At 67.2% G+C, this 20,810-nt stretch carries 21 protein-coding genes and 1 pseudogene; 7 read left to right on the top strand and 15 right to left on the bottom strand.

Features of this window, described 5'->3' with window-relative positions; genetic code table 11:
* The first annotated feature begins 318 nt into the window (after positions 1 to 318).
* The 3 genes from ING98_04535 to ING98_04525 are packed head-to-tail and all read left to right on the top strand — an operon-like array spanning position 319 to position 3,196.
* Positions 319 to 1,287 (top strand): tripartite tricarboxylate transporter substrate binding protein, encoded by a 969-nt coding sequence (locus ING98_04535; protein ID MCA3101117.1) that lies wholly within the window; start codon positions 319 to 321, stop codon positions 1,285 to 1,287.
* Between the two features lie 46 nt (positions 1,288 to 1,333).
* A complete protein-coding gene (locus tag ING98_04530; protein MCA3101116.1) occupies positions 1,334 to 2,230 on the top strand; it encodes an alpha/beta hydrolase in 897 nt (298 codons plus the stop codon).
* A gap of 9 nt (positions 2,231 to 2,239) precedes the next feature.
* Positions 2,240 to 3,196: a PhnD/SsuA/transferrin family substrate-binding protein gene (locus tag ING98_04525; protein ID MCA3101115.1), complete on the top strand. Its 957-nt coding sequence runs from the start codon at positions 2,240 to 2,242 to the stop codon at positions 3,194 to 3,196.
* A gap of 349 nt (positions 3,197 to 3,545) precedes the next feature.
* Here the strand turns inward: ING98_04525 and ING98_04520 are convergent, their stop codons facing one another.
* A complete protein-coding gene (locus ING98_04520; protein ID MCA3101114.1) occupies positions 3,546 to 4,028 on the bottom strand; it encodes a fasciclin domain-containing protein in 483 nt (160 codons plus the stop codon).
* A 434-nt stretch (positions 4,029 to 4,462) separates the two neighbouring features.
* Between ING98_04520 and ING98_04515 the strand changes: the two genes are divergently transcribed.
* Positions 4,463 to 5,554 carry an RNA methyltransferase gene (locus ING98_04515; protein ID MCA3101113.1) on the top strand — a complete coding sequence of 364 codons (1,092 nt, stop codon included), beginning with the start codon at positions 4,463 to 4,465 and terminating at the stop codon, positions 5,552 to 5,554.
* Between the two features lie 119 nt (positions 5,555 to 5,673).
* On the opposite strand, the gene ING98_04510 is transcribed toward ING98_04515, so the two are convergent.
* Entirely contained in the window at positions 5,674 to 6,693 is a 1,020-nt protein-coding gene (locus ING98_04510; protein MCA3101112.1) for a tripartite tricarboxylate transporter substrate binding protein, read from the bottom strand.
* A 181-nt stretch (positions 6,694 to 6,874) separates the two neighbouring features.
* On the opposite strand from ING98_04510, the gene ING98_04505 reads away from it, so the two are divergent.
* Positions 6,875 to 7,585: a substrate-binding domain-containing protein gene (locus ING98_04505; GenBank protein ID MCA3101111.1), complete on the top strand. Its 711-nt coding sequence runs from the start codon at positions 6,875 to 6,877 to the stop codon at positions 7,583 to 7,585.
* A gap of 184 nt (positions 7,586 to 7,769) precedes the next feature.
* Here ING98_04505 and ING98_04500 read toward each other — a convergent pair whose 3' ends face one another.
* The 9 genes from ING98_04500 to ING98_04460 form a co-directional block, all read right to left on the bottom strand.
* A complete protein-coding gene (locus ING98_04500; protein MCA3101110.1) occupies positions 7,770 to 8,759 on the bottom strand; it encodes an MBL fold metallo-hydrolase in 990 nt (329 codons plus the stop codon).
* A gap of 34 nt (positions 8,760 to 8,793) precedes the next feature.
* Positions 8,794 to 10,869 carry a hypothetical protein gene (locus ING98_04495; GenBank protein MCA3101109.1) on the bottom strand — a complete coding sequence of 692 codons (2,076 nt, stop codon included), beginning with the start codon at positions 10,867 to 10,869 and terminating at the stop codon, positions 8,794 to 8,796.
* A 162-nt stretch (positions 10,870 to 11,031) separates the two neighbouring features.
* Positions 11,032 to 11,706 (bottom strand): DUF3313 domain-containing protein, encoded by a 675-nt coding sequence (locus tag ING98_04490; GenBank protein MCA3101108.1) that lies wholly within the window; start codon positions 11,704 to 11,706, stop codon positions 11,032 to 11,034.
* Positions 11,707 to 12,035: 329 nt separating this feature from the next.
* A complete protein-coding gene (locus ING98_04485) occupies positions 12,036 to 13,088 on the bottom strand; it encodes an MBL fold metallo-hydrolase (GenBank protein ID MCA3101107.1) in 1,053 nt (350 codons plus the stop codon).
* Positions 13,089 to 13,165: 77 nt separating this feature from the next.
* Entirely contained in the window at positions 13,166 to 13,378 is a 213-nt protein-coding gene (locus tag ING98_04480; GenBank protein MCA3101106.1) for a hypothetical protein, read from the bottom strand.
* A 48-nt stretch (positions 13,379 to 13,426) separates the two neighbouring features.
* Positions 13,427 to 14,242 (bottom strand): SDR family oxidoreductase, encoded by an 816-nt coding sequence (locus ING98_04475; protein ID MCA3101105.1) that lies wholly within the window; start codon positions 14,240 to 14,242, stop codon positions 13,427 to 13,429.
* A 112-nt stretch (positions 14,243 to 14,354) separates the two neighbouring features.
* Positions 14,355 to 14,597, bottom strand: coding sequence for a DUF2141 domain-containing protein (locus ING98_04470; protein ID MCA3101104.1), 243 nt, complete (start codon positions 14,595 to 14,597; stop codon positions 14,355 to 14,357).
* A gap of 108 nt (positions 14,598 to 14,705) precedes the next feature.
* Complete coding sequence (locus tag ING98_04465; protein MCA3101103.1) at positions 14,706 to 15,368, bottom strand: WHG domain-containing protein; 663 nt, start codon at positions 15,366 to 15,368, stop codon at positions 14,706 to 14,708.
* A gap of 68 nt (positions 15,369 to 15,436) precedes the next feature.
* Positions 15,437 to 15,589: a hypothetical protein gene (locus ING98_04460; protein ID MCA3101102.1), complete on the bottom strand. Its 153-nt coding sequence runs from the start codon at positions 15,587 to 15,589 to the stop codon at positions 15,437 to 15,439.
* A gap of 356 nt (positions 15,590 to 15,945) precedes the next feature.
* On the opposite strand from ING98_04460, the gene ING98_04455 reads away from it, so the two are divergent.
* On the top strand, positions 15,946 to 16,347 hold the full coding sequence (locus ING98_04455; protein MCA3101101.1) for a hypothetical protein: 402 nt from the start codon (positions 15,946 to 15,948) through the stop codon (positions 16,345 to 16,347).
* A 271-nt stretch (positions 16,348 to 16,618) separates the two neighbouring features.
* Here ING98_04455 and ING98_04450 read toward each other — a convergent pair.
* From ING98_04450 to ING98_04440, 3 genes and pseudogenes are all read right to left on the bottom strand, one after another.
* Positions 16,619 to 16,714: pseudogene (locus tag ING98_04450) on the bottom strand (transposase).
* A 126-nt stretch (positions 16,715 to 16,840) separates the two neighbouring features.
* Entirely contained in the window at positions 16,841 to 17,713 is an 873-nt protein-coding gene (locus ING98_04445) for a cupin domain-containing protein (GenBank protein ID MCA3101100.1), read from the bottom strand.
* Positions 17,714 to 17,825: 112 nt separating this feature from the next.
* A complete protein-coding gene (locus tag ING98_04440; GenBank protein MCA3101099.1) occupies positions 17,826 to 18,794 on the bottom strand; it encodes a tripartite tricarboxylate transporter substrate binding protein in 969 nt (322 codons plus the stop codon).
* 303 nt (positions 18,795 to 19,097) lie between these two features.
* On the opposite strand from ING98_04440, the gene ING98_04435 reads away from it, so the two are divergent.
* The gene (locus ING98_04435) at positions 19,098 to 19,760 is read left to right on the top strand and encodes an arylsulfatase (GenBank protein MCA3101098.1); all 663 of its coding nucleotides are present in this window, start codon (positions 19,098 to 19,100) and stop codon (positions 19,758 to 19,760) included.
* A gap of 42 nt (positions 19,761 to 19,802) precedes the next feature.
* Here the strand turns inward: ING98_04435 and ING98_04430 are convergent, their stop codons facing one another.
* The gene (locus tag ING98_04430; protein ID MCA3101097.1) at positions 19,803 to 20,786 is read right to left on the bottom strand and encodes a tripartite tricarboxylate transporter substrate binding protein; all 984 of its coding nucleotides are present in this window, start codon (positions 20,784 to 20,786) and stop codon (positions 19,803 to 19,805) included.
* Between the last annotated feature and the right edge of the window lie 24 nt (positions 20,787 to 20,810).

Below are 20,810 nucleotides of genomic sequence, written 5' to 3'. Positions count from 1 at the left end.
ATCGTGCCCATGCTCCCCGGCACACAGGCCGCCGCGCCCTGCGGCAACTGATCGCCACCCCCTTGTAGCGATCGACGTCATGACCGATCGGGATGGCGCGCGGCTCGTTCTCGCGGATCGACTTCAGGACCTGACAGAACGCACAGGCCGGCGGCTTCTCGCTGCACGCGGACATGTCGATCAAGCCTGGCCAGCAGCGACACGGGGCTCGCGTAATGCGGTAGTTTCCACGCGTGGCCATGAGCCCGCCATTCGCCGGAATCAGGTTCCACTCGGCAGGACCGGCCGGCGCGTCGTTTATCGATGGAGGAGCTTCGGATGAATACCCTGCGCACGTTCGTACCGCTTGCGCTCGCCGCTATGGCTGCCGCAGCCCATGCCCAGCCGCGCGACTTCCCGCAGCGCCCGGTGCGCGTGATCGTGCCGGTACCGCCCGGCGGCAGCGTGGACGCCACCGCACGCCTGCTGGCGCCGAAGCTGTCCGAGTCGCTCGGCCAGCAAGTGGTGGTCGACAACCGCGCGGGCGCATCGACCAACATCGGCATGGAGGTGGTCGCGCGCGCGCCCGGCGACGGCTACACCTTGCTCGCGAATACCGCGCCGCTGGTAGCCAACCCGGCCCTGTTCCCGAAACTCGGGTTCACGCCCGAGAAGGACTTCGCGCCGATCTCCCTGGTAGTGAACGGCCCGGTGGTCGTGGTCGCGCATCCATCGCTGCCGGTGCGCGACCTGCAGGGTCTGGTCCGCCTGGCGAAGGCGAAGCCGGGCGCGATCAACTACTCGTCCTCCGGTGCGGGCACGCTGACCCACCTGGGCGCGGAACTGTTCAAGTACATCAGTGGCGCGAACCTGGTGCATGTCCCGTACAAGGGCGGTGGTCCGGCCATGGCCTCGACGATCGGCGGCGAGACCGAAGTGACCTTCCAGACGCCGCTCGCGGCCGTCGGCCATATCCAGTCGGGCCGCCTGCGCGCGCTGGCGGTAACCAGCGGCAAGCGGCTCGCGATGCTGCCCGAGGTAGCCACGACGGCCGAAGCCGGCATGCCGCGCTTCGATTTCCAGACCTGGGTCGGCTTGCTGGCCCCGGCGTCGACACCGGCACCGATCGTCAAGCTGCTCAACGAGCACGTGGTCAAGGCAGCGCGTTCACCGGAGGTCGCCGAGCGCTTCGCGCGCGAAGGGGCCGACGTCGTCGGCAGCACACCCGAGGCCTTCCGCAAGGTGATCGCCGACGAAACCGCCCTGTGGGCCCGGGTGATCCGCGAAATGGGCATCAAGGCCGAGTAGCCCCGCCCCACAACGCCATCCATCCCTTCTTTACCGGACGACGCACATGGAACACACCGAAGTCACCTTCTTCAGCGACGGCGACCGTATCGCCGGCTACCTCTACACGCCGGTCGACTGGAAGCCGGGCGATGCGCCGCGCCCGGGCATCCTGGTGCTGGCCGGCTACAGCGGCAACACGCAGGCCGACTGCACGCACATGATGAAGCGGCTGTGCGCCGAGGGCTGGTTCGTGCTCGGCTACGACTATGTCGGATTCGGCAAGAGCGAGGGCAAGCGCAACCGGCACCGGCCGCTCGAACAGGCGCAGAACACCTACGACGCACTGAGCTACATGCAGACGGTGGACGGCATCGATCCGGAGCGCCTGGCGATCTACGGCACCAGCTTCGGCGGCGCCAACGGCGTATGGGTCACCGCGCACGATGAACGCGTGAAGGTGCTGGTCACCAGCGTGGGCGTGATGAACGGCGAGGAGTGGATGCGCCGGATTCGCCGGCCGTGGGAGTGGCTTGCATTCAAGGAGCGCGTGCTGCAGGAGGCACGCCAGCGCGTGGTGACCGGCCAGTCGACGCTGGTGCCCAACGGCGAAATCATGCTGCGCGATCCGGAATCGCAGCGGCAGCGCGAGATGCATGCGCAGGCCGGCCACACGTTCCAGAGCGAGGAGCGCGACATCGAGAGCGGCGAGGCGGTGATGCGCTACCGCCCGGACTGGGTCGTGGACAAGATCAGCCCGCGCCCCGTGCTCACCATCTATGCAGAGCACGACAACCTGGTGCCGCCCGAACAGCAGCTGATCTGCCACGAGAAGTGCGGCGAACCGAAGAAGCTGGTCAAGCTTCCGAAGGCCGGCCACTACGACAGCTACGAGTTCCGCAACACCGAGATGTGCCAGGTCGTGTATGCCGAGACGATCGCCTGGTTCCGGCAGTACCTGTAGCCGGCATCCATGCAGCCTGACCGGATACCCGAGTTCCGCATCCGCGGCGGCGACTACGAGCACCTGATCGGCTTGCCCGGCGAGCGGCTGGGCTTCCGCTTCACCTTCGAGCCGTCGTCGCCGAACGACATCTTCAAGGCGATGATGCACAGCCGCCCCTACGAGGTGTGCGAGTTCTCGCTGGCCAACTACCTCACGCTGCGCGCGAACGGCGAGGACTGGGTGACCGCGATCCCGGTGTTCCCGAACCGCGCGTTCCGCCACGGTACGCTGATCACTCGGCGCGACAGCGACATCGTATCCCTGGCACAGCTGGGCGGGCGGCGCATCGCGGTCGACGACTACACGATGACCGCGGCGACCTGGGTGCGCGGCCTGCTCGAGGACGAGTACGGCGTCGACTGGCGATCGATCACCTGGGTCACCGGACGCAATCAGCGCCACGCCGCACCGGCCGGCGCACGCATCGACTTCATGGAAGGCGCGACCGAAGACCTGCTGCTCGCGGGACAGGCCGACGCCAGCCTCGGCTTCGTGGTGAAGGATTTCCAGAAGCCGCTGCACCAGCGCCAGTTACGCACCGTGCTGCGCGATGCAGAGGCGACCGAACTCGCTTACTACGAGCGCACAGGCATCTACCCGATCAACCACTGCGTGGTCGTACGTACCGACGTACATCAGCAGCACCCGGGCCTGCTGGCCGCAGTCGCGCAGTCGTACGTGGATGCCAAGCGCGAGGCCTATGCACGGAAGATCGGTTCGTCGCTGATGCCGTGGGCGAAGAACACCTGGGCGCGCGTGTTCGATATCTTCGGCGGCGACCCGCTGCCCTACGGCCTGACGCCGGTGAACCGGATGGTCGTCGGCAAGCTCGCTGGCTACCTGCAGGCGCAGGGGTTCATCGATGCGATGCCCGACATCGATGCGCTGTTCACGCTGCCTGAAGGGATCGCGTTTGGCGAATAGTGGGGGTTTCTACCGACCATGCCGCATCAGACCTGCCCATCAGTGCGTTCGGACCATGCGGGGCGGCCGTCCGGCACCGACCCGGTCGTTCGGGTGACGGTCGACTCCGAGCGAGCGTCGACTTCACGCGAATGGGCCGAGGAGATCGCCGCAGCCGCTCGCGCGACCGCCTGAGTGCAGCAGCAACAGCGCCGGGGGACGACCCGTTGCGGCGTGCGAGCAGGGTGGGGCAGCGTCAGGCAGCGCCGGTGATGGCGGCGCCTGCAGCTGCATCAGGCATGGCGTCACGCGCAGATGCAGACGCAGCTTCAGGCGCAGAGGATGCCGGTCCGGGCGGACCGGCACTCGCCTACTTCTTCAGCGGCGGCAGCAGGACGCTGTCGATCACGTGGATCACGCCGTTCGTGGCCTGGATGTCGCCCTTGATCACAGCGGCATCTTCGACCGTCACGAACGCACCCGCGCGCGACAGCGCGAGCGCGGTGCCCTGCGCCGACTTGACCGAGCTCGTCTTGACGTCGACGGCCATCACCTTGCCCGGCACGACGTGGTACGTGAGCACCTGGCGCAGCGTCCCCGGGTCGGCCAGGAGCTTGTCGAGCGTGCCCTTGGGCAGCGCGCGGAACGCCGCGTCGTTCGGGGCGAACACCGTGAACGGCCCCGGCCCTTTCAGCGTGTCGGTCAGGCCGGCGACCTGGATAGCCTTCGACAGGATCGTGAAGTCCGGCGAAGCGGCCGCGGTGGCCGCGATGTCGACGGGCGCGCTGTCCATCGAGGCACAACCGGAGGCCAGCACGGCGGCCGCGCAGACCAGCCAGAGACGACGTTTCATGTTTTCTGCTCCTGCGAGGATTCGGAAGGGCCCTGCATCACTTCGCCGGCCGCGCCCGGATCGGACATGGCTGGCAGGTGGGTCGACGGATGCCGTTCCCGTGTGCGCAGGCGAGGGGACGGTATCCGCCCAGTATGAAAACTCCGTGACAAACCCGAACACGGCGCAGAAGTCCAGCCGGCAAATGCACGCGGCTGCCATCAAGTAGTGACAATCTTGTCATCCACCGTCTCCAGCCTCGCGCCGATACGCCGCAAGCCACGATCGGCCCTGTATCGGCTGGCCAACCCGGCCCGACAGCGCTCGATGACGCCTGCGTCGCCCGTCATCAACCGCACCCCGATCGTTGCCGCCGCGTCTGTGGTGCACTTGATACGGCCTGTTCGACGTGCTGCAGGTCATGGGTACCGCCGCGTATGGTCCAATCCTTTGCCATGAACCAGATCAAGGAACTCATTGCCCATCTGCACAGCCATGGCGCGGGCCCGCGCCATGTGGCGCACCTGTTGCGCCTGTGGGTTCAGGCCTTGCCGCAGGGCCCGCGCCGCAGCCAGCCCGAGCACTTCCTGCCCCAGCGCGTGCGGCACGAGTTGCCCGCCTGGCAAGCCATGCTGCAGGGCCTGGCCATACTGCAACAGCGCCACCCGGCTGAGGACGGCAGCGAACGCCTGCTGGTGAAGCTGGCCGACGGCAAGACCGTGGAAAGCGTGCTGCTGACGCCCGAGCGCATTCCCGGCCTGTGCGTCAGCACCCAGGTGGGCTGTGCCGTGGGCTGCGGTTTCTGCATGACGGGGCAGGGTGGCCTGCTGCGCCAGCTGGGCAGCGCCGAAATCGTGGCGCAGCTGGCCCTGGCCCGCACGCTGCGGCCAGTGAAGAAAGTGGTCTTCATGGGCATGGGCGAGCCGGCGCACAACCTGGATGCCGTGCTCGAGGCCATTGAACTGATGGGCTCGCTAGGCAACATCGGCCACAAGAACCTGGTTTTCAGCACCGTGGGCGACCCGCGTGCCTTCGAACGCCTGATGGCGCTACACCAAGGCCAGGTGCGCCCGGCGCTGGCGCTGAGCCTGCACACCACCAAGCCGGGCCTGCGCGAACAGCTGCTGCCCCGTGCTGCCCGCATCACGCCGGGCGAATTGGTGGCCGCAGGTACCGCCTACGCGCGGGCCACTGGCTACCCCATCCAGTACCAGTGGACGTTGATGCAGGGCGTGAACGACGGCGACGACGAGATTGACGGCATCGTGCAACTGCTGCACGGCCAGTACGCGGTGCTGAACCTGATTCCCTACAACAGCGTGCCCGGCCTGCCCTGGCAGCGGCCCAGCTGGGAACGTGCGGCCGAAATGGCGCGGCTGCTGAAGCGCCGCGGCATCCTCACCAAGCTGCGCCATTCGGCCGGGCAGGACGTGGACGGTGGCTGCGGCCAACTGCGGGCGCGCAGCGAAGGCAGCGAGGCCCAGGTCAGCGCGGCATCGGCGCGGCGCACAGCCATTTCAGGTCACCCAGCGAGGTCGAACTGGTGAAGTAGTAGCGCCTGCAGGGTCCCGGACCGTCGCATTACGGATCGTCGAGGAGGCCTTTCCGGCCTTGACCGACCAACCGCGCGGTGGCCGGGACCGGCGCACCCTCCCCCGCCAGATCTCTACTCCGGCCTGGCGCCCGACGCCTGGATGATCTTGCGCGCCCGCTCGGTCTCGATGCGCACGAACTTCGTGAACTCTTCCGGCGACAAGGCCACCGGATCGAGGCCTGCATCGACGAGCCGAGCGCGCAGCGCCGGCACCTGCAGCGACTTGTTGATCTCGGCGTTCAGCCGGTTGACGATGTAGCGCGGCGTCTTCGCCGGGGCGTGCGCGCCGTACCAGAGGTCGAACTGGTAGCCGGGGACGCCGGCTTCGGACAGCGTCGGCAGGTCGGGCAGCTGGGCCCAGCGCTTCGCGCCTGTGGTGGCCAGCGGCACGAGGCGGTTGCCCTTGATGAAGCCGAGCGTGCCCGGTGCGCCCGAGATCATGAACTGGGTCGCTCCACCGACCAGGTCGGCCAGTGCCGGGCCGGTGCCCTTGTACGGCACGTGGACCATGTCGGTGCCGGTCATCTGCTTGAAGTATTCGGCCGCCAGGTGCGAGGTGCCGCCAGCGCCAGTGCTCGCGTAGTTGAACACGCCTTTCTTGGAGCGCAGCAGCACCAGCAGTTCCTTCACGCTCTTCACGTTCATCGATGGATGCACCACCAGCACGTTGGTGGTCTCGCCGATGAACGCGACCTGCGCGAAGTCGCGCACGCTGTATGGCAGCTTCGCATACAGGCTTTCGTTGATGGCTATCGCGTTATGCGTGATCAGGATGGTGTGGCCGTCCGGCTGGGCCTGGGCGGCGATCGCGGTGCCCAGCGTGCTGCCGGCGCCGGGACGGTTGTCGACCAGCCCCTGCTGGCCGAACGAATCCTGGAACATCTGCGCAAGGAAGCGCGCAGCAATGTCGTTGCCGCCGCCGGGGGCGAACGGCACGATGATACGGATCGGCCGTGTCGGATAGGGTGCATCCGCGGCCCGGGTCGCACCCGCGGCGGTGAGCAGGGCGGTAGCAGCCAGGGCAGCCAGGGCGGCCCGTCCAGCCAGGGGAACTGCCGGAACCGGGCGACGGGTCTTGTCATTCTGGGTCACGCACTGGCCTCCTCTGCACGGCGAACCAGGAAAGAATACCCCGGAACCTGTGCCCCCGGAACACAACGCTCCTGAGCCGGAGGGCGTAGCGCTGCCGGGCGGAAGTACGCCGCGCTGCGCTGCCATCGCCGCAATGTCACGGTGCTATCCTTCCGGCCCGATATAGCGTGTGGGCGAATCCATGAGCAAAGAATTGCGGGTGATGACTTCAGGCGCATTCACCGCCGCCCACCTCCGGCTGCTGCCCGCCGTCGAACGCATCACTGGACTGAAGGTCGTCACCGTCACCACGTCTATCGGCACCGGGGACATTTCGATCCCCAACCGGCTGAAACGCGGCGAAGTCGCCGACCTCGTGATCTGCGACGACAGCGTCATGCAGGGGTTCATCCGCGACGGCCTCGCACGGGCAGAAGGCCGTGTGCTGCTGGCACAGTCGGTGATCGGGGTCGCGGTACGGGCCGGAGCGCCCGCACCCGACATCGGCACGGTCGACGCCCTGCGCGACACCCTGTTGCGCGCCACCTCGATCGGTTATTCCGCGAGCGTGAGCGGGCGCTACCTCACCACCGAGTTGTTCCGGCGGCTGGGCATCCATGACGAAGTGATGCCGAAGTGTCAGTTCGTCGGCAACGGCCAGCGCGTCGGCACATTCATCGCCAATGGCGAGATCGAAATCGGTTTCCAGCAGGTGAGCGAACTGCTGCCGATCGAGGGCATCGCGCACATCACCCCGCTGCCGGACGAAGTCCAGCTGTTCACGACCTTCAGCGCGGCAGTCGGCGTGAGCGCCGTGCATCCCGAAGCGGCGGCACGCGCGATCGAGTTCCTCGCCTCGGCAGAGGCGGCCGACGACATCCGTGCGACAGGGCTGGAACCTGCTGCACGCTGATCGACGATCGGATTCATGCTCGCACCCCGGCGATACGCCGGGCGATGACAAGGCGACGCGCTGATGACCCGATGCAACTGCTTCCGAAGCTCGACACCGATCCCGCGGTGAAGGTGGTCGTGATCACCGACGCCGGCGACAGGGCGGTCTGCACCGGCAGCTGAAACGATATCCGGGCCGTGGCTTACTGCAGGCCGAAGGTATAGCGGCTGCCCACGTTCGAGTACACCACGCGATCCGGCATCTGCTGGCGCAGCATGTCGATGAAGCGCTCGCCGGTGCAATGCATCGGCACGATCACGTCGGGATTGATCGCCTGCAGTTCCTTCAGCGTGTGCTGCAGGTAATCCACCGGCGCAGGGCCCAGATGGAAGCCGCCCATCACGGCGTGTACCTTGTCGGTGTTGGCGGCCTTCATCGCGCTCCTCACGGTGTTGATGATGCCGGTGTGGCCGCAGGATGAAATCACTACAAGGCCCTTGCCCTTGACGATGTAGCAGGTGGCGTGTTCGTCGGGATGGGTGTCCTTGACCAGGTTGCCCGCGCGCTCGGTCGGCGTGAAATGGTCGTCCACCACCAGCGAGCCGCCGGTCACGGTCTCGAAGGAGGTGCGCTCGATGTAGCCCGAGGTGAAGGCACCATCCAGTGCCTGCGGCTGCGGGCAGCACACCGGCAGCACCTTCTGCGCCTCCAGCGCCGCGCGGTCGAGGGTGCACCACGGCAGGGTCTCGCCGCCTTCCTTCACCCACTTGGTGCGGAAGATGGTCTCGCCACCGACATACAGCGCGAGGTCATCGCGCATCTGCCCGCGATGCTGCTTGACGAAGCCCTGCAGGCCGCCGAAATGGTCGAGGTGGCCGTGGCTGAGGATCAGGCCGTTGATCTTGCCGGGCTCGATGCCGAGCAGTTCGAAGTTGCGGTTGATGATCTCCGGCGTGTAGCCGAAGTCGAGCACGTACTGCGCCTTCGCACCGTCCTTCTCCGAGGTCAGATGCAGCGACAGGCCCCACTCGCAGGCAAACGTGCTCTCCGGCCGGCCGATGATGCGGCCGACGTGCTCGATCTTCACGTGCGGATGGTCCATCCGCGGCAGGAAGCGCTCGTAGCGCGAATCCACCAGCACGCGTACGGAAAGGGCGTCGACGACGGGCGCGGCAAATGCATGGGTGGTCATGGTGTCCTCCTGGGTAATGGGTGGTTCCGGGCCATCATTCCACGGTCACGGTCTTGCCGAACAGCTGCATGAATTCGACCACCGGCACCATGATCCTGCCACTGCTGTTGCGTGCCGGTACCGACAGGCTGCGCTTGTCCACGCGGGGGTCCTCCGCCGCCACCCGGGTCTTTCCGTCGACGGTATCGCCGGGATGGATGGTGCCACCCACACGCAGGAAGCGCTCGCCGGGCTTGATGTTCACGGAAACCTGGTTGAACAGCACCGTCTTGACCGACACCATGTCCGAGGGCTTCTGGTTGTAGGCATGTACATCGTAGACGCGGAAATCCCTTTCGCCGTAGATGCGGGCAAGATCGTCCAGCGCCACCATCAGCGCACCCCCTTCGCGCACCGGCGCCGTGGCCAGCTTGACGCGGGACGTCGCGCCGCCCGATTCCGCCACCGTGGCGGTAGCCTGGCCCGCGCCCAGTCGCACCGCGGCGACGTTCCTCGGCGGCGTCCGATCGAGCGCGCGCTCGAAATGGTCGAAGGTGATCTGGTAGAGAGAGGCCGGGCCGAAGGAGTGGTGGCCGTTCTCGACCGTGATCGTGGTGAGGTTGCGCATCCGGCCGCGCAGGTTCTCCGCGTACCAGGTCTGGCAGGAGTTCCTGGCGTTGCCCACATAGAAGACGGTCACGTCGGCCGTGAAGCACGAAAGGACGGTCGGTATGTCGAGGATACGGTCGTTGAGGTCCGCGGCGTAGGGCTTGCTGCCGCCCGGCGCGGTCGGCGCCATCGCCTTGAACAGGTGGCCGTGACGCCGCACGAAGCTCATCGCACCCGCAGCGCCGGCGGAGTTTCCGAAGATGAACATGCGCTGGGGGTCGATGCTGTACCGCTGCCGGACCTGCTCCAGCGCGGCCAGCATGATCTGCTCGCCGGGTCCACTGCCCCACACCGGCCCGCGCGTCCAGCCGTTGGGTGACAGGATGATGTAGCTGTAGTGGTCGGCGTAGGCTTCGAGGCTGTTCAGCCCGAGCGCCGAAGGATGGTTCTTCAGATGGTCGTTCGGCCGTTCGAAGGGGGCGTTCTCGTTGCCGGTGGCGCCGTGCAGGTTGAAGGTGAACTTCGAAGGCTGCCGCGAGTCGTAGCGCGCCGGCACATACAGGCGATAGGGGACGATGCGGTCCACTGCCGACATCACGTGGATATCCTGCCCGTTCGCATCGGCCTTGCCGCTGAACACCCGGATGTCGCCCAGATACATCGAGAACCACAGGTTGCCGCGGTCGATGCTGCCGTCGAGCAGGCCGTTCATGGTCTTCACCCGCGCCGGGGTGATCGGCGTATTGGGCAGGCCGCGGTTGGCGTATGCCGGGTTGAAGATGTCATCTGCCGTGTCCTGCGGGTCGACATGGCTCACCGCCAGATAGCCACTGGCGGCGGTATCGTCGGTGATGGTCTTGCCGAGGGTGCGCATGAAGCTCGCCACGGGCACATAGATGCGCCCGTTCCGCTGTACCGGTGCCGCGGCCAGCGTCGCCGCAGCGGCCGCGCCGGCATTGGCCACCGCGGCCTTGTCGATCTGGTTGCGGTCGGTGACCGTGGCGTGGGTGGCCGACGAGGAGGTTGCCGCCGTGCTGCCGAGCGCATAGGCCCCCTGCCAGGCGATCCTGGTGTATTCGATCGTCGGCGCGCGCGAACCCGAGCCCGCCGCCACCCGCTTGCGGAAGAAGTGGTGCTGCACCGTGAAGCGCTGAGTCGAGGCGTCGACCGAGTAGCTCATGAACGGCGCGTAGATCCTGCGCAGGTCCGACAAGGCCACCATCAGCACGCCGTCCTGCATGAATGGCCGATGGTCGAGTTCGTGGCGTACCAACGCCTCGGCGTTGTTGTAGCGCAGCGAGGGATCGAAGGGATAGAAGGTGTCCATGAACACCGTCCGCCGGCTGCGCTCGCGGGTATTGAACAGCACCGAGTTCTTGTCCCACGAGTAGTCGAGATAGCCGGCGATCGGCCGGCTGCTTTCCTCCAGGGACGCGGGGGTGATCGCGCAGCCGGCGACCAGCAACGCCAGCGCGGCGAAGCTCAACAGGCGCGCAAGAGCGCCTGACGAATGACCTTGCATGACGTCCTCCTCCCTGATGGTGGCCGACAGCGCTGGCTTACGTGCACGCATGCGCGTGCTGCAGCGAATCGAAGCGAATCAGCGCAGGCAGGCCACCGCGCGGTGCCAACACCCCGTGATGGGGCGATTGCTGACGCTCTTCAGGGTTTTGCCGCGTTGGTTTTATTGAGCGGGGGTCATCACCGCTGCCTGAACCGCCTTCCTTGCCATGTTCTGGAAGGATTCGATCGATCCGCTTCCGGTTCGGAAAGAATCGCCCTGCACGGTCACCACGCCGCCGCCCAGAAAGGCACGCGACATGCTGTCCACGATCTTGCTCTCGACCACCATTGCCGGGATCTTCGAGTTGACGCCGCCGGCATGCGATGCAGCATTGACCACCAGTCCAATCGGCGTGAAATCGTAGAGCTTCAGTCCTGCAGGGTCGATCTCGGCACCGGTGATGGCAACCGAGATGCGGGCGACGCCAGGCCCAGGGGTACTCACGATTTTCATCGAGCCCCGACTGCCAACCGCTTCGTGGATCGCAGCCTGCAAAGTTGCCTTGGTCTGAGCGACGATTTCGGGCGTGATTTCCTTGGTGTAGGCAACATGCTTGATATCGATCGGATCGATGATGATCGAGGTATAGGTCGCCGGGTTGACCGACGCATCGCGGTAACGCCACAGCTTGACGTCTTTCGGCGTTCCACCGACTTCGCTCAGGAGGTTGTAGTCGGGCAGGAAACCAGACTGCGGAATGGGCTGACCCTTGTCTTTATGGCTGCCGGCGCAACCGGAGAGGGTCGCGGCGAGAGTCAGAGCCGCGGCGATAACGAGAATTCCTGATGTTCTCATGAGGGGTCCGGCAAGGCAGTTACGACAAAGTCTAGCTGATGAGGTTATCTGAAAACTCGTCTGTGAACGCACTGGACGTCCCCCAAGGCCCACCGCGGCACGATGACTGAGGCACGACCGAGCAGCTACCTGCGTGGCCGTGAGGGCTTGGCCGTCAGTCAGCTGCGCTACCGGGTGCAAGAGGCGCGCCTTGCACTGAACGCAACCTGGCCTACCCCAGCCCCACCAATAGACGCACCGCCCACCAGACGATGTCAGGCTGACCCCAACAAAGCCAGGCAACTTTGGTGCCGCCGCCAGCGCGAGGACCACCTCCGTCACCGCGGCGCTCACCGTGCGGCCGCGGCGAGCACGCGGGTCTGGCCCGGGTTGAACAGCACAAAGGCCTCGTCGGGCACGCCGTGGCGCGCCCGGGCCCGGGGCAACTCGTCCAGCGGCGCGTGGACGGGCTCGTCACACAGCCGGAAGGCGCCCCAGTGGATGCCCATCGACAGTCGGCTGCGCACGTCGAGGTGGATGCGAACGGCCTCGTCTTCGTTGACGTGCATGCTGGCGTGGAACCAGCGCGGCTCGTAGCAACCCACCGGGATCAGCGAGAAGTCGAAGCCCCCGAAGCGCTCGCCCAGCACCCTGAAGTCGGGCGAGTAGCCGGTGTCGCCAACGAAGAGCATCCGGTAGGGCAGCTGGCCCGCCGCGCCCTCGACGACGTAGCCGCCCCACAGCGTGGCGTGGCGGTCCCAGGGCGTGCGGCTCGACCAGTGCTGCACCGGCACGAAGTGCACCACCACCTCGCCGGCCGGCCCGGGCAGCGCGATGCGGTCCCACCAGTCCATGCGGCGCACGTTCGGGATACCCTCGTCGCGCATCCACAGGTCCACGCCCAGCGGCACCACGAACAGCGGTGGCCCGCCGGGCTGCGCCGCCAGCGCGTGCACGGTGCCACGGTCCAGGTGGTCGTAGTGGTTGTGGCTGAGCAGCACCACGTCGATACGCGGCAGCGCAGACAGCGTGGTGGGCAGGGGCACCATGCGCCGCGGCCCAGCGAAGGTCACCGGCGAGGCGCGGTCGCCGAAGTGCGGGTCGGTGAGGATGTTGAGGCCACCTATCTGCCACAGCACGGTGGAGTGACCGATCCAGGTGACGGTGACGTCACCACGATTGCCGTGCAACAGCTGCGCGTCCAGCGGCACGCTGCGCACGCGGTACAGCTCGTCCGGTGCCTGCTCGCCGAGCAGCCGCTCCCATTGCCAGCGCCAGAAGCTGGGCGCGTCGGCGCGTCGATTGTCGACAAACAGGTTGTTGAAACCGTCGGGACGATGGTGCTGCCGCGCGGGGTCGTAGTACGGGTTGACCGACGCGCAGCCGGACAGCGCAACCGCCAGCGCCAGCGTCCGCAGCAGCGCGGCGGTATGCCGGGCGAGAACCGTCGCGGCCACCGCCGCGTAGCGCGGGCGGCGGGTCAATCACGCGCCCCGCCGGCGCGGCTGCGGCGAGCCAGGCGCGGGCCCAGCCACATCGCCAGGCCAGCGGCGGCCACCAGCGGGAACACGCCCCACTGCACGATGGCCAGGAAGGTGTCGTTGGCGCGCAGGGCGCCGGAGTACACGAAGGCGCCGATGAATGGCGACGCCGCCAGATGCAGGTTGCGCAGGAGCTTGTACGGAAGCTGCAAGGGATCCTCCGGTTCTGGTGGGGTGGGCTTCGGGGGGTGGGATTGCGTTCAGTGCGCCGCGGCGCGCAGATCCAAAGGCTGCAGCAGTCGCTTGGACACCGCCGCCACCATCGCCCGCGGCACGAAGCGGTTGCCCAGCACCATCACTCGGTTCGTCAGCCCCACCACGCGGGTGAGTCCGCCCCCGAGCAGCAGATCCACGCCGACGGCGGCCACGTCGCGCGGGTCGGCGCGGCCGGCCTTGCCGAGGTGGTGGCCGCCGGCGATGCGACGCGGGTCGATGCCGTCGAAGAACGCCGTGTCGGTGGGCCCGGGGGCCAGGCAGCCGACGCTCACGCCGTGGTCCTCCAGCTCCTTGGCCAGCGCCTCGGAGAAGTTGAGCACGAAGGCCTTGGCGGCACCATAGGCAGCGAAGTACGGCGTGGGCTGGAACCCCGCCGTCGAGGCAACGTTGAGGATGCGGCCGGCCCTGCGCCGCTTCATCTCGCCGCCGTAGCGGTGGCACAGCTCCGCCACGGCCACGACGTCCAGCTGCAGCATGCGCTGCAGTTGCGCCACGGCGATGGCCACATGCTCGTCAACCACGCCGAAGCCGGCGTTGTTCACCAGCGCGTCGATACGCAGGCCCTGGTGCTGCGTGTGTTCGAACAGGTGCTGCGCTGCGCCGGGCTCGGCCAGGTCGATGGCGTGTACGTGCACCTCGGCGTCGTGCGCGCGGTGCAGTTCATCGGCGGCGGCCTGCAGCCGGTCGGCGTCGCGGCTGGCCAGCACCAGGCGCTGGCCGCGCGCGGCCAGCAGCCGCGCCATCTCCAGGCCGATGCCGCCGCTGCCGCCGGTGATAAGGGTCGTGGTGAGAAGGCTCATGGTCGGTTCCCCAAATAACGAAAACGTCGTTGCAGAATAGAAACACCGTTTCCATTAGCGCCGACAAAAGGGCTCGTGCAAGCCCTGACGACGGCCGCGGCGCGGGCCCGCGTCAGTAGCGCAGGTTGACGCGCAGCACCGCCGACTCGCGCGCCGCGACGGTGAAGCGCGACTCGTCCCGTTTCGGACTCGACGCCGCGAAGGTGCGGTTGTTCGGGACGCCGTAGCCCTCGGTGGGGATGCCCAGGGAGTTCTTGTCGAGACGGCCGTTGCCGTTCTCGTCGTGCACCACGGCCACCGCACAGGCGCCGGACGGGAGCTCATCGAACACGCAGGTGGCCTGCGCGCCGGAGATGGGAGGCGCGCGCCTGCGCCGGAGTGGCGGCGGCCCGCGTCGGCGCGAGGGACAGGCCGAGTCGGAAGGCGGCGGCCGACGCTGCGGCGGCGGTGTGGTCTCGAAGGTTCACGGGCGCGTCTCCGGGTGGGTGGACAAGGGGGGATGCATCAGTCGCAGACCGACCAGCACGTCAGTCACGGCCAGGCGGGCCAGGCGGCCGCCGTCGTTGCTGAAGGGGGGGATACCTTCGAGTTCGAGCGTGACCGGGCCATGCGCCGCGGCCCAGAGCCGCACGGCAGCCTCGTGGGCGTCGCTCGGGTCGTGGCCGAGTGCGCCGCGCGCCTCGGCCACCGCCGACTCCACGGCGCCCAGGGCCAGCCGCGCCTGCGCCCGCGAGTAGTCGGTGGGCACGTGCTCGGGCAGTGCGTTGCCGAACATCACGCGGAACAGCGCGCGCTGGCCCAGAGCGAAGCTGCGGTAGGTCAGCATCACGGGCAGCAGCGCGCGCACGGGATCGCGGTGGCGGCGCCGCTCGCGCTCGACGGCGAAGCGCAGCTGAGCGAAACCCTCCACCTTGAGGCCCTCGCTCAGGCCGTTCTTGCCGCCGAACAGCGTGTAGACAACCTTGGTGGAGCAGTTGGCCCGCTGCGCCAGCGTGCGCAGCGTCAGCGCCTGCGGCCCTTCCTCGGCCAGCAGCCGCGCGGCCAGCTCCAGCAGGCCGCGGCGGGCAACGGCGTCGCCCTCGGCGCGGGCATGCTGGTAGTCGAACGCGGGTTGGACGGCATCCATGAGCAACAGTGTTACCACGAATGGCGGTCTCGTCAAGGCCCACCCCCGCGGCCGGGGTCGCCCGCGGCTCAGCGGGGCGGTTTCGGCCAGCCCACCGTCTGCACCAGCAGCAACTTTTCGTCGTTAGCCCGGTGCATGGCGCGCGCCACCGCGATCCGCCAGATGATGCAATGGCCGATCAGCTCATCCAGCGACCCGGCCTGTACCGGCTCCCCGCTCAACCAACTGTCTCGCGCTCTTGCTGGTGAGCGGCCAGGCGGCGATGGCCGTGTACTACCCGAGGCTGTGTCTGATCAACGTCGTGCTGGCCGTGCTGCGCCCGCGCCTCGACTGGCCGCGCGCGAAGTCGCGCCCGGCCTGGGCATGGTCTGTCCAGGCCGAGGTTGTCCGACGTCGACAGCAGGATGACGGGATAAAGAGCGACTCCAGCCTTCTTCTGCTTGCCCGAATGCTTAGCATCGCCTAGCATCGATCGTGGAACCTGTCGCTTGCCACTCGGCGCTGGTCGACCTGGGCCAGCATGTCTTATGCCGAGCGGTCGCGGCGGAGTGCCGACGAACCGCCCAGGAGATGTCCGATGACGAATGTTCGACGTGTGCGCGGGGCTATGCTGTCGCTCTTGCTCTCGCTGGCGTTATCTGCTTGCGCCACCATCGAGCAGACCGAACCGGTTCCTGCCGGAGCCCAGCTGATGAGCGCGGGTGAGGTCTCGGCCTTGCTGTCGAGGCCGGCCACGTTCAACAACGCGATCTTCGGCGGGATGCGGTATGAATTCAGTCCGGACGGAAGGGTGCGCTATTCGATGCGAATGCTGCCGGTAAGGAAGACAGGACGATGGCAGTTGGACGGCGATCGGCTTTGCATCAACGTCGATAGCGATCCGTGGGATTGCGGAAACCTCTATCGCTTCTCCAAGTCCCGGTTCTACTTTGCCCTCCGCGGTTATGGCCAGGACTACAACACCCTGGAGTTGCAGTGATGCAGACCAGTAGCCGACCAGCGAATAGTACTTTCACCCCCCCCTGCCAGCCCCACCGCGCTGCCGCCTGAAGCCGGCTCGCCTCGCGCCGATGCGCTGCAGGCTACGATCGGCCCTGGATCGGCTGGCCAACCCGGTCCGACAGCACTCGATGGCGCCTGCGTCGCCCGTCATCACCCGTGCCCTGATCGTCGAGTGCAGCACGCCCCGCCCTGCACCTTCAGCGCCAGTGCACGGTGTGCGCTCGACCTGCCGACACCCTCCCTGACACCTCGGTGACGTACACGCCATCGGCGAAGATCATGTGAAAGTGCACGTTCAGATTCAATGCCGAGACAAAGCGCTGGATCAGCGTGGCCGCACCCGTGTGGCCGGAGATCGTGCAGTACACCACGCAGAGCACTTCGGGCAGCACCTCATCGGCCGGCAGCGCGCGCTTGCCGTGCGCAGGCGGTGGCGTGCATCGCACCAGAAACGCGGCCGCGCGGCCGGATCACGCATGCCGCATCGCGCCGGCGAACTTCTCCTCGACCTGCATGATCTCCTCGGCGGCCCAAGGCGTCATGTTGTAGACGGTCGGTATGGGCCCCACGTACTCATCGGGGCTGACGAGCGCCTTGCGATTCGCCGCCGAACCGAGTACCGGCGTGTGCACCTGCAACAGGATGTTCTCGTCTTCTGAAGTGACGTGTGCCCAGTGCGGCATGTTGCGCGGCACGATGTTGAAATCGCCCTCGCGGCAATCGAAACCGTTCTCCGGCGTGTAGATCTTGATGTCGCCCCTGACGATATAGTGGATCTGCTCGGCGTCGTGAATGTGCGGCACCGAGTGATAGCCACCCTTGCGCGTCGCGATCGTCATGTTGTGCTCCAGCCCGTGGACACACTTCGACGTGAGTTTGCCGGAGGCAGCCGCGCCGATGGCACCCGAATGCACGCTGGTCTTGAGCTCGGCGGCGCGCGCGACCAGCGGCCCTTCAGCCGGCGCTTCGTTCCTGCGCTCGGCTTCGTCCGCGTACTTGCGCGCGAGCCACACCACACGCGGATAGTCGGTGGGTATCGTCTCGCCTTCGTCGAACAACGCCGACCGCGATTGCCGCACTGCCGGATCGCCGGCGAGGGGCGGGCAATTCGACTGGTAGAACGTGCAGTTCGCGCCCGAGCGGTTCCACATCCAGTGCATCTTCATGCGCGGCACGCGGATCGCGTCGCCTTCGCGCAGAAGGTATCCGGTGCCGTCCACGTACACCCACAGCTCGCCGCATGCGACGTAGGTGATCTCCTCGGAGGCGTGTATCTGCGGCGCGGGGTGGTAATCAGGCTCACAGACACCCACCGCGAGTGCGACCGAGCGGCCGAACACCATCCGCAGGTCGACCCGGGCGGCGTCGGCCGGCGTCTCCCCCGACGCATAGAAGTTCCGGAGCTGGGAAATGTTCACGATCTGGGACATGGCTCGCTTCCTTGCATGCGGACTGTCATTCGATTGGCTTCAGCACCTTCTTCCACTGCGGCACTTCCTTCTGGATGAAGGCGCGGAACTGCTCGGGTGAGCTGTCGATGGGTTCGGCTCCCATTTCCACGAAGCGCTCGCGAACTTCCGGCGTCCGCTTGAACTGAGTGAGCTGCTCGCTCAACGCCGAAACGATGGTCCGCGGGGTGTTCGCAGGCGCAGCGAGCCCAACCCAGCCCGCCGTGTCGTACTCCGGCAGCCCCGACTCCGCGACCGTCGGGAGATCCGGCAGTGACGGCACACGCCTGGCGGTGGAAATGGCGAGCGCGCGCATCTTGCCCGACTTGATGTGCGGCATCAGCGCGGGAAGGCCACCGAACTGCATCTGCACCTGACCGGCAAGGAGGTCGGCGATCGCCGGGCCGGTGCCTTTGTAAGCGATGTGCTCGATCTTGACCTTTGCCATGCTCACGAAGAGCGCACCGGCCACGTGCGGCCCGCTGCCGGCGCCGGGCGCAGCGTAGTTGAGGCTGCCCGGTTTCTGCCGCGCGAGCTCGAGCAGATCCTTCACGCTCTTCGCGGGAACGGACGGATGGACGACCAGCACCTGCGGCACGAGCGCCGCGATGCCGATGGGGGCGAAATCCTTCGTCGCGTCGTAGCTCAACTTCGAGTAAAGCGCCGGGCTGGTGACCAGCGCGGGCGAGGCGACGAGCAGCGTGTACCCGTCGGGCGCAGCCCGCGCCACGATTTCGTTACCGATGTTCCCGCCGGCGCCGCCGCGATTGTCGATGATGGCGGGCACGTTCCACGCGCGATTCAGATGCTCGCCGACCATGCGGCCGATGAGATCGGTGTTTCCTCCGGCCGCCTGCGGTACCACCATGCGTATCGGCTTCTGCGGATACGCATCCGCCGCGTGGGCGGGGAGTTGCAGCGATGCGCAAAGGATTGCGCCTGCGACGGGAGTGCGTAATGCGGGCGTCACCTGAATCCTATTCGAACAGCTTCTCGCACGACATCACTGTACTTCCCCGTGCTCCGAGCGGTCAACTGCGGATTCACCACACACTCACAGGCGATGAATTTCCCCTCGCGACCCCGGTCCCCGAGGTCGAATCTCGTCGAATCTCGTCGACGCTCATGCCGACCGAAAGCGCGGCGGCAATGATGACGCCGGTGGAGTTGCCCGCGATCAGATCGCAGTAGTCGCACAGCCGGGAATCAGGATCGCCGCCATGGCGGGCTCCCGATGCGGATGCGCTATCCTCCCCCGCACAGACGAGGAGGGAACCCCATGCCGACGCACCCGAACGTCGTCCTGTTCAGCGTCCACAAGGACGCCATGGACGCAGCCGTGCGCGCCTTCGCCAGCGACTGGCCGGAGGCACGCACCAGCAACCTGCTCGATGACGGGCTGTTCAACTGGGTGCGCAGCGCCGGGGGCGTCGTGCCGGAGATGTACGACGCGTTTCGCACGCTGGTGCGCTACTCGATCTCGCGCGGTGCCGAGGGCATCGTGTTCACCTGTTCCGCCTTCCGCGACGTGATCGATGCCTGCGCGAAGGAGTTTCCGATCCCGATGATCGGACCCAACGAGGCGATGATCGAACAGGCGCTCGATGCCGGTTCGAGGTTCGCGGTGATGGCCACCGTCGGGCCGACGATCCCGTCGTTCTCGGCCGAGATGCTCGATGTCGCCGCCGCGCGCGGCCGGAAGATCGAACTCGTGCCGTACGTGGTCGATGGTGCCTTCGATGCGCTGGCCGGTGGCGACCCGGCCCGGCACGATGCGCTGGTCGCGGCGAAGGCGCGCGAGATCACGGGCTGCGACGCGATCGTGCTGGCGCAGTTCACGCTGTCGCGGGCGGTGCCGGCGGTGTCCGGGGTGAGCTCGCTGCCGATCTTCAATTCGCCGGGCGCAGCCGTGGCGAAGATGCGCCGCCTGCTCGACCGCTGAAGTGCAGATGTGCCGGCCTGCCTGGGCAGGCCGGCTGCCGGATCACTCCGGCTTGATGCCCACGGCGCGCACCACCTTGCCCCACTTCTCGTACTCGGAAAGCACGAACTTGCGGAACTGCTCCGGGCCGGCCGGGGCGATGTCGGTACCGGCCTTGCGGAAGCCCTCGACCACGTCGGGTGCCTTGACGAGCGCAACCGTCTCGCGATGCAAGGCGTCGACGACCGTACGCGCGGTCTTCACCGGTACCGACAGGCCCATCCAGAACGTCGCGTCGTAGCCGGGCACGCCAGCCTCGGCGAGGCTCGGCACATCCGGCATCTGTGCCGAGCGCTGCGCGGTGGTGACACCCAGCGCCAGCAGCCGGCCGGCGTTGTGGTGGGACAGCGCGATGGCGATGCCCGGGAACCCGATCTTCACCTGGCCGCCGAGCACGTCTGCGATCGCAGCACCACTACCCTTGTACGAGACGTGCGTGACCTTGATGCCCGCCATCGACATGAACAGTTCGCCGAACAGGTGCTGCCCGCCACCCACGCCCGATGATGCCCAGTCGAGCTTGCCTGGCTGGGGACGCGCCAGTGCGATGAGTTCCTTGACCGACTTCACCCCGAGCGACGGATGCACGACCAGCACGTTGGGCGAAGACGCGAACATCGCAACCTGCGCGAAGTCCTTCAGCGTGTCGTAGCCGAGCTTCGGATAGACATGGGGACTGACCACGAACGGGGTGGCGGTGACCAGCACCGAGTAACCGTCGGGCTCGGCCCTGGCCACGGTCGCGGTGCCGATGGCGCCACCGGCGCCGGGGCGGTTGTCGATGATGAACGGACTGCCCATCCGCTCGCCGAGCTTCGTGGCGAGGATGCGCGTGGGCACATCGGTCGCGCCGCCGGCCGCAAAAGGCACCAGCAGGCGGACGGGCTTGGCCGGATAGGCTGGCGCCTGCGCCCATGCAGCCGATGCAGCCGTTGCTGCGAAAACCGTTCCCAGCCGTACTCCAGTGCGATGCACCCAGCCTGCCATGTCGTCCTCCGGTCGAGCGCGCGC

This window comes from Rhodocyclaceae bacterium (assembly GCA_020248265.1).
Lineage (GTDB): Bacteria > Pseudomonadota > Gammaproteobacteria > Burkholderiales > CAIKXV01 > CAIKXV01.
The sequence above is the reverse complement of the archived record's forward strand: the minus strand, read 5'-3'. Positions and strand labels throughout refer to the sequence as shown.

Excerpts from the sequence above, each read along its gene's own strand:
- ING98_04430 (MCA3101097.1), bottom strand. The coding sequence starts at position 20,786 with ATGGCAGGCTGGGTGCATCGCACTGGAGTACGGCTGGGAACGGTTTTC.
- ING98_04465 (MCA3101103.1), bottom strand. The coding sequence starts at position 15,368 with ATGGATGCCGTCCAACCCGCGTTCGACTACCAGCATGCCCGCGCCGAG.
- ING98_04525 (MCA3101115.1), top strand. The coding sequence starts at position 2,240 with ATGCAGCCTGACCGGATACCCGAGTTCCGCATCCGCGGCGGCGACTAC.
- ING98_04505 (MCA3101111.1), top strand. The coding sequence starts at position 6,875 with ATGAGCAAAGAATTGCGGGTGATGACTTCAGGCGCATTCACCGCCGCC.
- ING98_04500 (MCA3101110.1), bottom strand. The coding sequence starts at position 8,759 with ATGACCACCCATGCATTTGCCGCGCCCGTCGTCGACGCCCTTTCCGTA.
- ING98_04455 (MCA3101101.1), top strand. The coding sequence starts at position 15,946 with ATGACGAATGTTCGACGTGTGCGCGGGGCTATGCTGTCGCTCTTGCTC.
- ING98_04445 (MCA3101100.1), bottom strand. The coding sequence starts at position 17,713 with ATGGTGTTCGGCCGCTCGGTCGCACTCGCGGTGGGTGTCTGTGAGCCT.
- ING98_04520 (MCA3101114.1), bottom strand. The coding sequence starts at position 4,028 with ATGAAACGTCGTCTCTGGCTGGTCTGCGCGGCCGCCGTGCTGGCCTCC.
- ING98_04495 (MCA3101109.1), bottom strand. The coding sequence starts at position 10,869 with ATGCAAGGTCATTCGTCAGGCGCTCTTGCGCGCCTGTTGAGCTTCGCC.
- ING98_04490 (MCA3101108.1), bottom strand. The coding sequence starts at position 11,706 with ATGAGAACATCAGGAATTCTCGTTATCGCCGCGGCTCTGACTCTCGCC.
- ING98_04475 (MCA3101105.1), bottom strand. The coding sequence starts at position 14,242 with ATGAGCCTTCTCACCACGACCCTTATCACCGGCGGCAGCGGCGGCATC.
- ING98_04515 (MCA3101113.1), top strand. The coding sequence starts at position 4,463 with ATGAACCAGATCAAGGAACTCATTGCCCATCTGCACAGCCATGGCGCG.
- ING98_04435 (MCA3101098.1), top strand. The coding sequence starts at position 19,098 with ATGCCGACGCACCCGAACGTCGTCCTGTTCAGCGTCCACAAGGACGCC.
- ING98_04530 (MCA3101116.1), top strand. The coding sequence starts at position 1,334 with ATGGAACACACCGAAGTCACCTTCTTCAGCGACGGCGACCGTATCGCC.
- ING98_04535 (MCA3101117.1), top strand. The coding sequence starts at position 319 with ATGAATACCCTGCGCACGTTCGTACCGCTTGCGCTCGCCGCTATGGCT.